This is a genomic window from Pseudomonas sp. P179 (genome assembly GCF_000478485.2).
GTDB classification, from domain to species: Bacteria; Pseudomonadota; Gammaproteobacteria; order Pseudomonadales; family Pseudomonadaceae; genus Pseudomonas; species Pseudomonas aeruginosa.
The window spans coordinates 5924024-5937594 of the sequence record NZ_KI517354.1 but is presented as its reverse complement, the minus strand read 5'-3'; the positions used below and the strand labels follow the sequence as shown (position 1 = coordinate 5937594).

The window sequence follows — 13571 nt, the reverse complement described above, 5'->3', positions numbered from 1 at the left end:
CGCTCGCCAGCCTCTGCTCCGCCGCTGTCGCCGAAGAGTGGCATGACAGCATCGGCCCGAGCGCCCTGGTGGAATACCGTTTCTGAAACACACCGAGAGAGAATACGAACATGTTCACCGCCTTCGCCTTCCGCGGCCGCCAACCTTATACCGTTCGCCGGAACACAGCCCAGGGCGCGACCTTGCGCCCGAAACTGGCGAACCGGCCGGATGCGCCGGTTTCAGCCGGGAAGTCCTGAACTGCGGAGCGTCTACGGCCTCATTGGCAACGGATCACGCCGCTGGCGATTTCGTCGTCGATGGAGCGCAGCGCATCGGCATCCTGGTGCATCTGCTCGATCACCTCGAGCAGGCGCTGCGCCAGCTTCGGATCGTTCGCCCGCTCGACGGCGCGCATGACCTCGACCGCAGCCGATTCATGATTGTTCGCCATCTGCTTGAGAGCCTTGCGCAAGCGCTGCTCGGTCCATTTCATCGACATGTCGCTTCACCCAGACTGCATATACGGACCCGCCAGGAACGACAGGCTCGCTTAAGAGCGCCGGACCCGGAACAAGTTCAACCTGCCGTCGCGCCCATGAGGGCGGATTGGGTACCGGAAAGGCAAACGGAGAAGAGATCGTGAAGCGCAAACGAAAACGCCAGGCACAAGGCCTGGCGCTTCGAAATATGGGGTGGACGATGGGAATCGAACCCACGACACCAGGAGCCACAATCCTGTGCTCTACCAACTGAGCTACGCCCACCATATCGTGAATCGTGCCGGACGTTCCGGCTTCAACCGCAGCGGCCGGACAAGCCGAGCCTGAAGGTGGTGCGGACGGAGAGACTCGAACTCTCACGCCTTGCGGCGCTGGAACCTAAATCCAGTGTGTCTACCAATTCCACCACGTCCGCGGGACACTGCTTGGAAATGAAAACGCCAGGCCCCGGGCCTGGCGCTTCGGAATATGGGGTGGACGATGGGAATCGAACCCACGACACCAGGAGCCACAATCCTGTGCTCTACCAACTGAGCTACGCCCACCATATTACGACTTGCGGTAAAACATCGCCTGCTTCTTGCCGATTCGCCGAATGGCGCACCCGGCAGGACTCGAACCTGCGACCATCCGCTTAGAAGGCGGATGCTCTATCCAGCTGAGCTACGGGCGCTTTATTCATCTGCATTCAATGCTGAGCGCAAACTTTAAGCTCTGGCAATCACAAAGTCAGCAACCGACTTGCTTTACCTCTTACCCTGCGTCCGGCTGTGCTCGGCAAGCGGGGCGCATGTTATACAGGGGGCGAAAGGCCGTCAACGGGTTTTTTAAAAAAATTCAGCTATATAAAGGAGTTACGGCAAATCCACGGGTCGCCTCCTTTGCCCCGGGCGGCGTCCATGCGAAAATGCGCGTCCTTTTTCCACCCGATTCGATGGTTACCCTTCCGACATGACCGCACAACTGATCGACGGCAAAGCGATCGCCGCCAACCTTCGCCAGCAGATAGCCCAACGCGTGACCGAGCGCCGCCAGCAAGGCCTGCGCGTTCCCGGCCTGGCGGTGATCCTGGTCGGCACCGATCCGGCCTCTCAGGTCTATGTGGCGCACAAGCGCAAGGACTGCGAGGAAGTCGGCTTTCTCTCCCAGGCCTACGATCTTCCCGCCGAAACCAGCCAGGACGACCTGCTGGCCCTGATCGACCGCCTGAACGACGACACCGCCATCGACGGCATCCTGGTCCAGCTACCCCTGCCCGCCCACCTGGACGCCTCCCTGCTGCTGGAGCGTATCCACCCGGACAAGGACGTGGACGGTTTCCATCCCTACAACATCGGCCGCCTGGCCCAGCGCATGCCCCTCCTGCGCCCCTGCACCCCGAAAGGCATCATGACCCTGCTCGCCAGCACCGGCGCCGACCTGTACGGCATGGATGCGGTCGTGGTCGGCGCCTCGAACATCGTCGGCCGACCCATGGCTCTGGAGTTGCTGCTGGGTGGCTGCACCGTCACAGTGACCCACCGCTTCACCCGCGACCTGGCCGACCATGTGTCGCGCGCCGACCTGGTGGTGGTCGCTGCCGGCAAGCCGGGACTGGTCAAGGGCGAGTGGATCAAGGAAGGCGCCATCGTCATCGACGTCGGCATCAACCGCCAGGCCGACGGCCGACTGGTCGGCGACGTGGAATACGAAGTGGCAGCGCAACGCGCCAGCTGGATCACCCCGGTGCCGGGCGGCGTCGGGCCGATGACCCGCGCCTGCCTGCTGGAAAATACCCTGCACGCCGCCGAACACCTGCACGACTGAGGTCGCCGGTAATGAAAAGCCCCGCGTTCGCGGGGCTTTTCATTTATCGCTGCGGGTTCAGTCGGCCAGGCGCCAGGTAGTGCCGCCCTTGCCATCCTCCAGCACGACGCCCATGGCGGTGAGCCGATCGCGAATCCGGTCGGACTCCGCCCAGTTCTTCGCCGCCCGCGCCTCCAGGCGCGCCTGGATCAGCGCCTCGACCTCGGCCGCATCGACCTTGCCCTCGGCGCCCGCCTGCAGGAAGGCTTCCGGCTCCAGTTGCAGCACCCCCAGCAGGCCAGCCAACTGCTTCAGGCGCGCGGCCAGCGCGGCCGCCGCCGACAGGTCGCTTTCGCGCAGACGATTGACCTCCCGCGCCAGCTCGAACAGCACCGAGCAGGCACCCGCGGTATTGAAGTCGTCGTCCATCGCCGCGGCGAAGCGCTCGACATACTCCGCCGCTTCCGCCGGCGCCGCCTCGGGCAGCCCCTTGAGCGCGTTGTAGAAACGGTCCAGGGCCGCCTTGGCCTCGCGCAGGTTCTCCTCCGAGTAGTTGATCGGACTGCGGTAATGGCTGGCGATCAGCAGGTAACGCACCACTTCGGGGTGATATTTCTCCAGCACTTCGCGGATGGTGAAGAAATTGCCCAGCGACTTGGACATCTTCTCGCCGTTGATGGTAATCATCCCGCAGTGCAGCCAGGACTTGGCGTAGGGCTTGCCGGTCGCGGCCTCGCTCTGGGCGATCTCGTTCTCGTGGTGAGGGAACTCCAGGTCGTTGCCACCGCCATGGATGTCGAAGGAATCGCCCAGGCAGCAGGTGGACATCACCGAGCATTCGATGTGCCAGCCCGGGCGCCCCTCGCCCCAGGGCGACGACCAGCTCGGCTCGCCCGGCTTGGCGCCCTTCCAGAGCACGAAATCGAGCGGATCCTCCTTCGCTTCGCCCGGTTCGATCCGCGCACCGATGCGCAGGTCCTCGACCCGCCGCCGCGACAACTTGCCGTAGCCAGCGAACTTGCCGACCCGGTAGTACACGTCACCGTTGCCCGGCGCGTAGGCATAGCCCTTGTCGATCAGGGTCTGGATCATCGCGTGCATGCCGGCGATGTGATCGGTGGCGCGCGGCTCCTGGTCCGGCTTGAGGATGTTCAGCCGGGCCTCGTCCTCGTGCATCGCCGCGATCATGCGCTCGGTCAGCACATCGAACGGTTCGCCGTTCTCGTTGGCGCGATTGATGATCTTGTCATCGATATCGGTGATGTTGCGCACGTACGTCAGGTCGTAGCCACGGTGGCGCAACCAGCGGGTGATCACGTCGAACGCCACCATGCTGCGGCCGTGGCCCAGATGGCAGTAGTCGTACACGGTCATGCCGCACACGTACATGCGTACCTGGTTGCCGACCAGCGGCGTGAAGACTTCTTTGGTCTTGCTCAGCGTGTTGTAGATCTGCAGCACGGTCTTTCCTCAGCCCTGTCCCCAGGAGTCACGCAGGGTGACGGTACGGTTGAACACCGGCTTGCTCGGCCTGGAGTCCTTCAGGTCGGCGACGAAATAGCCTTCGCGCTCGAACTGGAAGCGATCCTCCGGGTTCGCCTGGCCCAGCGACGGCTCGGCGCGACAGCCGGCCAGTACCTGCAGGGAGTCGGCGTTGATGTTGTCGAGGAAGCTGCCGCCCTCTTCCGCCTTCTCCGGATTGGCCGAGCGGAACAGCCGATCGTACAGGCGCACTTCGCACTCGACGCTGCCCTCGGCCGGCACCCAGTGGATCACGCCCTTGACCTTGCGGCCTTCCGGGTTCTTGCCCAGGGTGTCCGGATCGTAGCTGCAGCGCAGTTCGACGATATTGCCGTCGGCATCCTTGATCGCTTCGTCGGCACGGATCACGTAGCTGCCGCGCAGACGCACCTCGCCACCGGGGATCAGGCGCTTGTAGCCGGCCGGCGGGACTTCCTCGAAGTCACCGGCATCGATGAACAGCTCGCGACCGAACGGCAGTACGCGCACTCCCATGTCTTCCTTCGGATGACGCGGCAACTCGAGGTTCTCCACCTGCCCTTCGGGGTAGTTGGTGATCACCACCTTGAGCGGTTTCAGCACGCACATGGCACGCGGCGCGGTGGCGTCCAGGTGGTCGCGGATGCTGAACTCGAGCATGCCGATGTCGACCACGCCGCTGGCACGGTTCACCCCTATCATCTCGCAGAAGTTGCGGATCGACTCCGGGGTGTAGCCGCGGCGGCGATAGCCGGACAGGGTCGACATGCGCGGATCGTCCCAGCCGCTGACATGGCCTTCGTCGACCAATTGCTTGAGCTTGCGCTTGCTGGTCACGGTGTAGTTCAGGTTGAGCCGGGAGAATTCGTACTGGCGCGGTTGCGCAGGTACCGGCAGGTTGGCCAGGAACCACTCGTAGAGCGGACGATGGTCTTCGAATTCCAGGGTGCAGATCGAATGGGTGATGCCCTCGATGGCGTCCGACTGACCGTGGGTGAAGTCGTAGCTCGGGTAGATGCACCACTTGTCGCCGGTCTGGTGGTGATGCGCATGGCGGATGCGGTACAGGATCGGGTCGCGCAGGTTCATGTTCGGCGAACCCATGTCGATCTTCGCCCGCAGCGAACGGGCGCCGTCGGGGAACTCACCGGCCTTCATGCGGGCGAACAGGTCGAGGTTCTCCTCCACCGAACGGTCACGGTAAGGGCTGTTGCGGCCCGGCTCGGTGAGGGTGCCGCGGTATTCGCGCATTTCCTCGGGACCGAGGTCGCAGACGAACGCCTTGCCGGCCTTGATCAGCTCGATGGCCCAGGCATGCAACTGGTCGAAATAGTTGGAGGCATAGCAGACCTCGCCGGACCACTGGAAGCCCAGCCACTTGATGTCGGCCTCGATGGCATCGATGTACTCCTGGTCTTCCTTGGCCGGGTTGGTGTCATCGAAGCGCAGATGGCAATCGCCAGCGAATTCCTGGGCCAGGCCGAAGTTCAGGCAGATCGACTTGGCGTGGCCGATGTGCAGGTAACCGTTGGGCTCCGGGGGGAAACGGGTGACGATCTTCGCGTGCTTGCCGGCATCCAGGTCGGCTTGAACGATCTGGCGCAGGAAGTTCGGGGCGGCGGTGGTCTCTGGCTTGCTCATGGGATCCTTGGTCATGCTCTCGCCCGACCAGGGTAGGCCGGGCAAATCAAAGCGCTTATCATAGCCGAAGCTGTCAACCCCCTGACAGGCCTTCGATTTTCACGACAAAGCGGATTACCCACATGATCAAGCTGCATACCAACCATGGCGTCATCACCCTGAAGCTCGATGAAGAGAAAGCCCCGGAAACCGCGGCGAACTTCAAGGAGTACGTGAAAAGCGGCCACTACGACAACACCGTCTTCCACCGCGTGATCAACAACTTCATGATCCAGGGCGGCGGTTTCGAGCCGGGCATGAAGCAGAAGCCCACTCGCGCACCGATCAAGAACGAAGCCAACAACGGCCTGACCAACAAGGTCGGCAGCATCGCCATGGCTCGTACCATGGACCCGCATTCGGCCAGCGCGCAGTTCTTCATCAACGTCGCCGACAACGATTTCCTCAACCATACCGCCCCCACCACCCAGGGCTGGGGCTATGCCGTCTTCGGCGAAGTGGTCGAGGGCATGGACGTGGTCAACAAGATCAAGGGCGTGGCCACCACCATGCGCAGCGGCCACCAGGACGTGCCGGCCGAGGACGTGATCATCGAGAAGGCCGAAATCGTCGAAGAATGAAGCGATGAGCGTCCTGTTCATCTCGGACCTGCATCTCGAAGCGGAACGCCCGGACATCACCCGGGCGTTTCTGTCTTTCCTCGATGAGCGCGCCCGCCGGGCCGAGGCCCTGTACATCCTCGGCGACTTCTTCGAAGCCTGGATCGGCGACGACGGCATGGACGCCTTCCAGCGCTCCATCGCCCAGTCCCTGCGCCAGGTGGCCGACGGCGGTACGCGCATCTACCTGATGCACGGCAATCGCGACTTCCTCATTGGCAAGGCGTTCTGCCGCGAGGCCGGATGCACGCTGCTGCCCGACCCGAGCGTTATCGACCTGTACGGCGAGCCGGTATTGCTGATGCACGGGGACAGCCTGTGCACCCGAGACGAGGCCTACATGCGCCTGCGCCGCTGGCTGCGCAACCCGCTCACGCTCTGGGTACTGCGCCACCTGCCGCTGGCCACCCGGCACAAGCTGGCACGCAAGCTGCGCAAGGAAAGCCGCGCGCAGACCCGCATGAAAGCCGTCGACATCATCGATGTCACGCCCGAAGAAGTGCCCCGGGTCATGCGCGGGCATGGCGTGCGTACCCTGATCCACGGCCACACTCATCGGCCGGCCGAACACCCGCTGGACATCGACGGCCAGCCCGCCCGGCGCATCGTGCTCGGCGACTGGGACCGCCAGGGCTGGGCCCTGGAGATCGACGCCAACGGCCATCGCCAGGCGCCCTTCCCGCTCTGACCCACCCCAGGCCCGCCATGCGGGCCTTTCAGCGAAGCATTATGCGATTCGCATTTTTTCCGCCGTCCATCTTGACGTCGCGGGCCACCTTTCAGCAGGATCGCGCTCCCCCACCCCGCATCAAGGAATGATCGTGATCATCTCGAAGGGAAACCTGATCAAGTTCGTCGCCGCCCCCCTCGGCATGCTCGCCCTCGGCTTCGGCCTGTTCAACGGCGTGTTCTTCTATAACGAAGCCGGCTTCATGACCCACGTAAGGACCATCTTCGGCGACGAGAAGATCGTCGATGACGTCGGCTACGCGACCAAGTGGTTCGGTCGCGCCACCACCTGGAAGAAGGCCATCAGCGTGCAGTCCGTACTGGTCATGGACGATAACGACACCAATCCGGACAACGACGGCCTCGGCGCCACCATCGAGGCTTTCCCGATCGTGTTCCTCGGCAACGTCGACGCCAAGGTCGAATCTTCCGCGCGCTTTCGCCTGCCCGGCGGCGAGCCGTTCCTGAAGATGGCCCAGGAATACCGCAACCCGGACAATTTCATCCGCACCGCACTGGTGCCGGCGATCAAGGAAACCCTCCAGGCCACCGCTTCGCTGATGAGCGCCGACGACTACTACGCCGGAGCCCGCAGCGAATTCGCCGCCGAGTTCGAGAACCAGCTCAACGACGGCCTGTACCTGATCAAGCGCAAGGAAGTCCGTGGGCCGCGCGGCGCCATTCCGCACCAGACCGCGATCCTCCAGGCCGGCACCGAGCAGGGAGCGTTCGGCGACAACAACGCCAGCCAGTTCGTCACCGAGAAGGTCACCGATGCCAAGGGCATCCCGGTACGCAAGCAACAGCAGTTCCGCAAGTTCGGCGTCGAGGTGGTGGAAGCGCGGATCACCAACGTCGATCCCAACCCGCAGTACAAGCAGCGCATGGTCAAGGTCCAGCAGGCGCTCGCCGAGCTGGCGGTGGCGCGGCAGAACCGCCTGAAGGAAGAAGAGGAAAAGCTGCTGGTCACCGCCCGCGGCGAGAAGGAAGTCGAGGCCAAGCGCCAGGAAACCCTGCGCGACCAGATCGAACGCACCACCCAGGCGGAAACCGACAAGCAATTGGCGGTGATCAACGCCGAGCGCGAGAAGCAGCGCGCCGAGATCGAGAAGCAGACCGCCGAACTGCTGCGCGACAAGGCCACGGTGACCGCCCAGGCCACCAAGATCACCGCCGACGCCGAGGCTTACGCCCGCGAAGCGGTGATCAAGGCGGACGGCGCGTTGCAGCCGAAGCTCGACGCGCTGATCGCGATCAACAAGGTCTGGGCCGAAGCCGCCGCCCAGGCCCCCGTCCCCAGCGTAATGATGGGTGCCGGCGCCAACGGCGCGGCGAGCCGCCAGGACGAGATCGGCCAGCTGATGGGCGTTCTGGCGACCAAGGCCGCCCGCGACCTGGCCCTCGACCTCAAGGTCAAGGACTGATCCAGGCAGCAAAAAAAGCGCCCCGCGGGGCGCTTTCTTGTTTCCGGCTCAGGCCACCAGGTCCACCGGGTCGCCGCTGTGGAAGCGGAATTCGTTGTCCGGACTGCTGATCAGCTCGGCCTCCTTGGCCCGCACCACCTCGATCGTGCGCTCCACGTCGGCCTCGTCGCCGTACTGGTAGGCCAGCTTCAGGTAGTCCTGGAAATGCCGCGACTCGGACTTCAGCAAACCGCCGTAGAATTTCGCCAGCTCCGCGTCCAGGTGCGGCACCAGGGCGGCGAAGCGCTCGCAGGAACGCGCCTCGATGAAGGCGCCGACCACCAGCGTATCGGTCAGCCGCTGCGGCTCCTGCTTGCGCACCAGGTCGCGCAGCGCCGAGGCGTAGCGGGAGGCGCTGACATTGACCACCGGGATACCGCGTTTCTTCAGGATCGCCAGCACCTGCTCGAAGTGGCGCAGCTCCTCGCGCGCCAGGCGGCTCATCTTGTTCACCAGGTCCAGGCGGCCGGAGTACTTGCCGATCAGTTGCATCGCCGTCGCCGCGGCCTTCATCTCGCAGGCCTTGTGGTCCAGCAGCATGACGTCCTGGCGCTCCAGGGCCGCCTCGACCCAGGCGGCGGGAGTGGAACAGGCAAGGAATTGGTCGATCTCGGGCAACATGGTGCAGGTCACTCATTCTGGAAAGGGCCTGCCATGACGCTGGTCGGGGCAGGAAAGGCGGAGCATTATACGGAAGCTGCGGCGGTCGGGCAGGCCGACCCGTTTGATATGCATCAAGAGCAGCGGCTGGATTGCGTCTAGAGTTGTTTCAGCGATAACCACAAGCACTCAGGGAGACGATCATGCAAGCCATTCGCAGCATCCTCGTGGTGATTGAACCGGACCAGCTGGAAGGTCTCGCCCTGAAACGGGCACAACTGATCGCCGGCGTGACCCAGTCGCACCTGCACCTGCTGGTCTGCGAGAAGCGCCGCGACCACAGCGCCGCTCTCAACGACCTGGCCCAGGAGCTGCGCGAGGAAGGCTACAGCGTCTCGACCAACCAGGCTTGGAAGGACTCCCTGCACCAGACCATCATCGCCGAGCAACAGGCCGAAGGCTGCGGGCTGATCATCAAGCAGCACTTTCCCGACAACCCGCTGAAAAAGGCCATCCTCACCCCGGACGACTGGAAGCTGCTGCGCTTCGCGCCCTGTCCGGTACTGATGACCAAGACCGCCCGGCCCTGGACGGGCGGAAAGATCCTCGCCGCGGTCGACGTCGGCAACAACGACGGCGAGCACCGCTCCCTGCACGCCGGGATCATCAGCCATGCCTACGACATCGCCGGCCTGGCCAAGGCCACGCTGCACGTGATCAGCGCCCACCCCTCGCCGATGCTCTCCTCTGCCGACCCGACCTTCCAGCTCAGCGAAACCATCGAGGCCCGCTATCGCGAGGCCTGCCGCACCTTCCAGGCCGAGTACGGTTTCAGCGACGAACAATTGCACATCGAGGAAGGTCCGGCCGACGTGCTGATCCCGCGCACCGCGCAGAAGCTCGACGCGGTGGTCACCGTGATCGGCACCGTGGCGCGCACAGGGTTGTCCGGCGCGCTGATCGGCAATACCGCGGAAGTGGTGCTGGATACCCTGGAAAGCGACGTGCTGGTGTTGAAGCCGGACGACATCATCGCCCACCTGGAGGAGCTGGCCAGCAAGGAGTGACCGCTGGTCGGACGAAAAAGCCGCCCAAGGGCGGCTTTTCCGCTGGAGACACCGCCTATCTGTCGATCGCCTGCAGGAACGAGGGCGCGATGTAGCGCTGGTAATGCGCTTCCGACAGCAGGAAGAATTCCCGGTCGATGGCATCGCGCAGGTCCGGCAGGCTCCAGTCGCGGAATTCCGGCAGCAGTGCCACGCCGTAGGCTTCGATCTGGTTGATCAGCCGGGAACCGCGGGCGATCAACTGGTAGGCCCAGCAATAGGGGGACTGCTCGGGGACGAAACGGATCTGCCGCTGCTCCAGTTGCAGGCGCAGGCGCGCGGCGTCGAAGACTTCCAGCTTGGCGGCCATCACCTGGGCCAGCAACTGCTCAAGGCGACTCCAGACAGCCCGCTTTTCCTCGGCGTCGTAGAGGTTCCAGTTGACCACCTCATGGTGGAAACGCTTGCAGCCACGGCATACCAGGTCGCCGTATACCGTGGAGCAAAGCCCTACGCAGGGGGTTTTGATTCTTTGCGAAGACATGGCCGGGACAACGAAAACAAAGCGGCATCTTAGCCCTTTGTCTAATCAAGTTCACCCCGTGGTTCCTAGGGTTTCCGACTTAACTTTGCGTCGAGTTTCCAGTAACATTGGCCCGCCTTTTTAGGCGCCAATGTCCGTTAGAAGCTGTTTTCAAAGCGTCACGAGCACAGTTTCCGGCAGGTACGCTGGCGACGGCGCCTCCCTCAAGCGTCTCGCCAGCCCCACCCCAGCCCGCCGGCGTAAAACTTTGAAAACAGCTTCTGTCTGGAACCTGCCGATGCCCTCGTAGGTTGGTGGATTACCGTCCACCTGGGCCTGACGAGCGGATCTGCGTCGGTTCCTGGATACGTGTCCCCCGGGACCACTGATGAGGGAAATACTGTGCTTGAAGCCTACCGCAAACACGTAGAAGAGCGTGCCGCCCAGGGTGTCGTGCCCCAACCGCTGAACGCCGAACAGACCGCAGGCCTGGTCGAGCTGCTGAAGAACCCGCCGGCCGGCGAAGAAGAATTCCTCCTTGACCTGATCACCAACCGCGTACCGCCGGGCGTCGACGAAGCCGCCTACGTCAAGGCCGGTTTCCTTTCCGCCATCGTCAAGGGCGAAGCCACCTCCCCCCTTATCGACAAGCAACGTGCCGCCGAGCTGCTGGGCACCATGCAGGGCGGCTACAACATCGCCACCCTGGTCGAGCTGCTGGACGACGCCGAACTGGCCAACACCGCCGCCGAACAGCTGAAGCACACCCTGCTGATGTTCGACGCCTTCCACGACGTCGCCGAGCGCGCCAAGAAGGGCAATGCCGCGGCCAAGTCCGTGCTGCAATCCTGGGCCGATGGCGAGTGGTTCAAGGCCAAGCCGGAAGTCCCGGAAAAGCTGACTCTCACCGTATTCAAGGTCCCCGGCGAAACCAACACCGACGACCTCTCCCCGGCCCCCGACGCCTGGTCGCGCCCGGACATCCCGCTGCACGCCCTGGCCATGCTGAAGATGGCCCGCGACGGCATCGAGCCGGTCCAGCCGGGTTCGGTCGGTCCGCTGAAGCAGATCGAAGTGGTCAAGGCCAAGGGCTTCCCGGTCGCCTACGTCGGCGACGTGGTCGGCACCGGTTCCTCGCGCAAATCCGCCACCAACTCGGTGCTGTGGTTCTTCGGCGACGACATTCCGTTCGTGCCGAACAAGCGTGCCGGCGGCTTCTGCTTCGGCACCAAGATCGCACCGATCTTCTACAACACCATGGAAGATGCCGGCGCCCTGCCGATCGAGTTCGACTGCACCAACCTGGCCATGGGCGACGTCATCGACGTATACCCCTATGAAGGCAAGGTCGTTCGCCACGACAGCGGCGAAGTGGTCACCACCTTCGAGCTGAAGACCCCGGTCCTGCTCGACGAAGTCCGCGCCGGCGGCCGTATCCCGCTGATCGTCGGCCGTGGCCTGACCGAGAAGGCCCGCGCCGAGCTGGGCCTGGGCGCCTCCGACCTGTTCCGCAAGCCGGAAGCACCGGCCGATAGCGGCAAGGGCTTCACCCTGGCGCAGAAAATGGTCGGCCGCGCCTGCGGTCTGCCGGAAGGCCAGGGCGTGCGCCCGGGCACCTACTGCGAACCGAAGATGACCACCGTCGGTTCCCAGGACACCACCGGCCCGATGACCCGCGACGAACTGAAGGACCTCGCCTGCCTCGGCTTCTCCGCCGACCTGGTGATGCAGTCCTTCTGCCACACCGCGGCCTATCCGAAGCCGATCGACGTCAAGACCCACCACACCCTGCCCGACTTCATCATGACCCGTGGCGGCGTGTCGCTGCGCCCGGGCGACGGCATCATCCACAGCTGGCTGAACCGCATGCTGCTGCCCGATACCGTTGGTACCGGCGGCGACTCGCACACCCGCTTCCCGATCGGCATCTCGTTCCCGGCCGGCTCCGGCCTGGTGGCCTTCGCCGCCGCCACCGGCGTGATGCCGCTGGACATGCCGGAGTCGGTGCTGGTGCGCTTCAAGGGCAAGCTGCAACCGGGCATCACCCTGCGTGACCTGGTCCATGCGATCCCTTACTACGCGATCCAGCAGGGCCTGCTGACCGTCGAGAAGAAAGGCAAGAAGAACATCTTCTCCGGCCGCATCCTCGAGATCGAAGGCCTCAACGACCTGACCGTGGAGCAGGCCTTCGAGCTGTCCGACGCCTCGGCCGAGCGTTCCGCCGCCGGCTGCACCATCAAGCTGCCGGAACAGGCGATCGCCGAGTACCTGAAGTCCAACATCACCCTGCTGCGCTGGATGATCGGCGAAGGCTACGGCGACCCGCGCACCCTGGAGCGTCGCGCCCAGGCGATGGAAACCTGGCTGGCCAAGCCGGAGCTGCTGGAAGCCGACAAGGACGCCGAGTACGCCGCGGTGATCGAGATCGACCTGGCCGACGTCAAGGAGCCGGTGCTCTGCGCGCCGAACGATCCGGACGACGCGCGTCTGCTGTCGAGCGTACAGGGCCGCAAGATCGATGAAGTGTTCATCGGCTCCTGCATGACCAACATCGGTCACTTCCGCGCCGCCGGCAAGCTGCTGGACAAGGTCAAGGGCGGTATCCCGACCCGTCTGTGGCTAGCTCCGCCGACCAAGATGGACGCCCACCAGCTGACCGAGGAAGGCTACTACGGCATCTACGGCAAGGCTGGCGCGCGCATGGAAATGCCGGGCTGCTCGCTGTGCATGGGCAACCAGGCTCGCGTCCAGACCGGTTCCACCGTGGTCTCCACTTCGACCCGTAACTTCCCGAACCGTCTGGGCGATGCCACCGATGTGTTCCTGGCATCGGCCGAGCTGGCGGCGGTCTCCTCGATCCTCGGCAAACTGCCGACCGTGGAGGAGTACATGGCCTACGCGAAGGACATCGACAGCATGGCTGCCGACGTCTACCGCTACCTCAGCTTCGACCAGATCGCCGAGTTCCGCGAAGCGGCTGCGAACGCCAAGATCCCGGTCGTCCAGGCCTGATCCAGCGACGCGTCGAACAAGCCCCGCCCCGTGCGGGGCTTTTTCTTGCCCGGCGAAAACCCCCGCGCCGCCTGGCATAGCGCTTGCTGTGGCAGCTATGGAAAAGCGCGCCGACGACGGCGCCGGCGCAC

General features: G+C 64.2%; 11 protein-coding genes and 4 tRNA genes. 6 read left to right on the top strand and 9 right to left on the bottom strand.

Going from position 1 to position 13571, the window contains the following annotated elements:
* Positions 1-259 precede the first annotated feature (259 nt).
* The 5 genes from HMPREF1224_RS39725 to HMPREF1224_RS39705 all read right to left on the bottom strand — a co-directional run bounded on the left by HMPREF1224_RS39725 (position 260) and on the right by HMPREF1224_RS39705 (position 1155).
* Positions 260-481 (bottom strand): hypothetical protein, encoded by a 222-nt coding sequence (locus HMPREF1224_RS39725; protein WP_003087901.1) that lies wholly within the window; start codon positions 479-481, stop codon positions 260-262.
* 189 nt (positions 482-670) lie between these two features.
* A tRNA-His gene (locus HMPREF1224_RS39720) sits at positions 671-746 on the bottom strand.
* A gap of 66 nt (positions 747-812) precedes the next feature.
* Positions 813-897, bottom strand: a tRNA-Leu gene (locus HMPREF1224_RS39715).
* A 54-nt stretch (positions 898-951) separates the two neighbouring features.
* A tRNA-His gene (locus HMPREF1224_RS39710) sits at positions 952-1027 on the bottom strand.
* 51 nt (positions 1028-1078) lie between these two features.
* Positions 1079-1155: transfer RNA gene (locus tag HMPREF1224_RS39705), tRNA-Arg, on the bottom strand.
* A gap of 278 nt (positions 1156-1433) precedes the next feature.
* Here HMPREF1224_RS39705 and folD point away from each other — a divergent pair.
* Positions 1434-2288 (top strand): bifunctional methylenetetrahydrofolate dehydrogenase/methenyltetrahydrofolate cyclohydrolase FolD, encoded by an 855-nt coding sequence (gene folD / locus HMPREF1224_RS39700; RefSeq protein WP_003450083.1) that lies wholly within the window; start codon positions 1434-1436, stop codon positions 2286-2288.
* Positions 2289-2345: 57 nt separating this feature from the next.
* Here folD and cysS read toward each other — a convergent pair whose 3' ends face one another.
* A complete protein-coding gene (gene cysS, locus HMPREF1224_RS39695) occupies positions 2346-3728 on the bottom strand; it encodes a cysteine--tRNA ligase (protein ID WP_003120296.1) in 1383 nt (460 codons plus the stop codon).
* Between the two features lie 9 nt (positions 3729-3737).
* The gene (locus HMPREF1224_RS39690; RefSeq protein ID WP_010794044.1) at positions 3738-5408 is read right to left on the bottom strand and encodes a glutamine--tRNA ligase/YqeY domain fusion protein; all 1671 of its coding nucleotides are present in this window, start codon (positions 5406-5408) and stop codon (positions 3738-3740) included.
* A 122-nt stretch (positions 5409-5530) separates the two neighbouring features.
* On the opposite strand from HMPREF1224_RS39690, the gene HMPREF1224_RS39685 reads away from it, so the two are divergent.
* From HMPREF1224_RS39685 to HMPREF1224_RS39675, 3 genes are all read left to right on the top strand, one after another.
* On the top strand, positions 5531-6028 hold the full coding sequence (locus HMPREF1224_RS39685; RefSeq protein WP_003087890.1) for a peptidylprolyl isomerase: 498 nt from the start codon (positions 5531-5533) through the stop codon (positions 6026-6028).
* Positions 6029-6032: 4 nt separating this feature from the next.
* A complete protein-coding gene (lpxH, locus tag HMPREF1224_RS39680; protein ID WP_003113585.1) occupies positions 6033-6755 on the top strand; it encodes a UDP-2,3-diacylglucosamine diphosphatase in 723 nt (240 codons plus the stop codon).
* Positions 6756-6888: 133 nt separating this feature from the next.
* Complete coding sequence (locus HMPREF1224_RS39675; RefSeq protein WP_003120298.1) at positions 6889-8220, top strand: SPFH domain-containing protein; 1332 nt, start codon at positions 6889-6891, stop codon at positions 8218-8220.
* Positions 8221-8268: 48 nt separating this feature from the next.
* Here HMPREF1224_RS39675 and HMPREF1224_RS39670 read toward each other — a convergent pair whose 3' ends face one another.
* Complete coding sequence (locus HMPREF1224_RS39670; RefSeq protein WP_019396286.1) at positions 8269-8892, bottom strand: tRNA isopentenyl-2-thiomethyl-A-37 hydroxylase MiaE; 624 nt, start codon at positions 8890-8892, stop codon at positions 8269-8271.
* Positions 8893-9062: 170 nt separating this feature from the next.
* Here HMPREF1224_RS39670 and HMPREF1224_RS39665 point away from each other — a divergent pair, with 170 nt between their 5' ends.
* Positions 9063-9926: a universal stress protein gene (locus tag HMPREF1224_RS39665; RefSeq protein WP_003087881.1), complete on the top strand. Its 864-nt coding sequence runs from the start codon at positions 9063-9065 to the stop codon at positions 9924-9926.
* A gap of 55 nt (positions 9927-9981) precedes the next feature.
* Here HMPREF1224_RS39665 and HMPREF1224_RS39660 read toward each other — a convergent pair whose 3' ends face one another.
* Positions 9982-10449 (bottom strand): DUF1289 domain-containing protein, encoded by a 468-nt coding sequence (locus tag HMPREF1224_RS39660; RefSeq protein WP_003098041.1) that lies wholly within the window; start codon positions 10447-10449, stop codon positions 9982-9984.
* Positions 10450-10830: 381 nt separating this feature from the next.
* Here HMPREF1224_RS39660 and acnB point away from each other — a divergent pair, with 381 nt between their 5' ends.
* The gene (gene acnB, locus HMPREF1224_RS39655; protein ID WP_010794042.1) at positions 10831-13440 is read left to right on the top strand and encodes a bifunctional aconitate hydratase 2/2-methylisocitrate dehydratase; all 2610 of its coding nucleotides are present in this window, start codon (positions 10831-10833) and stop codon (positions 13438-13440) included.
* The last annotated feature ends 131 nt before the right edge of the window (positions 13441-13571 follow it).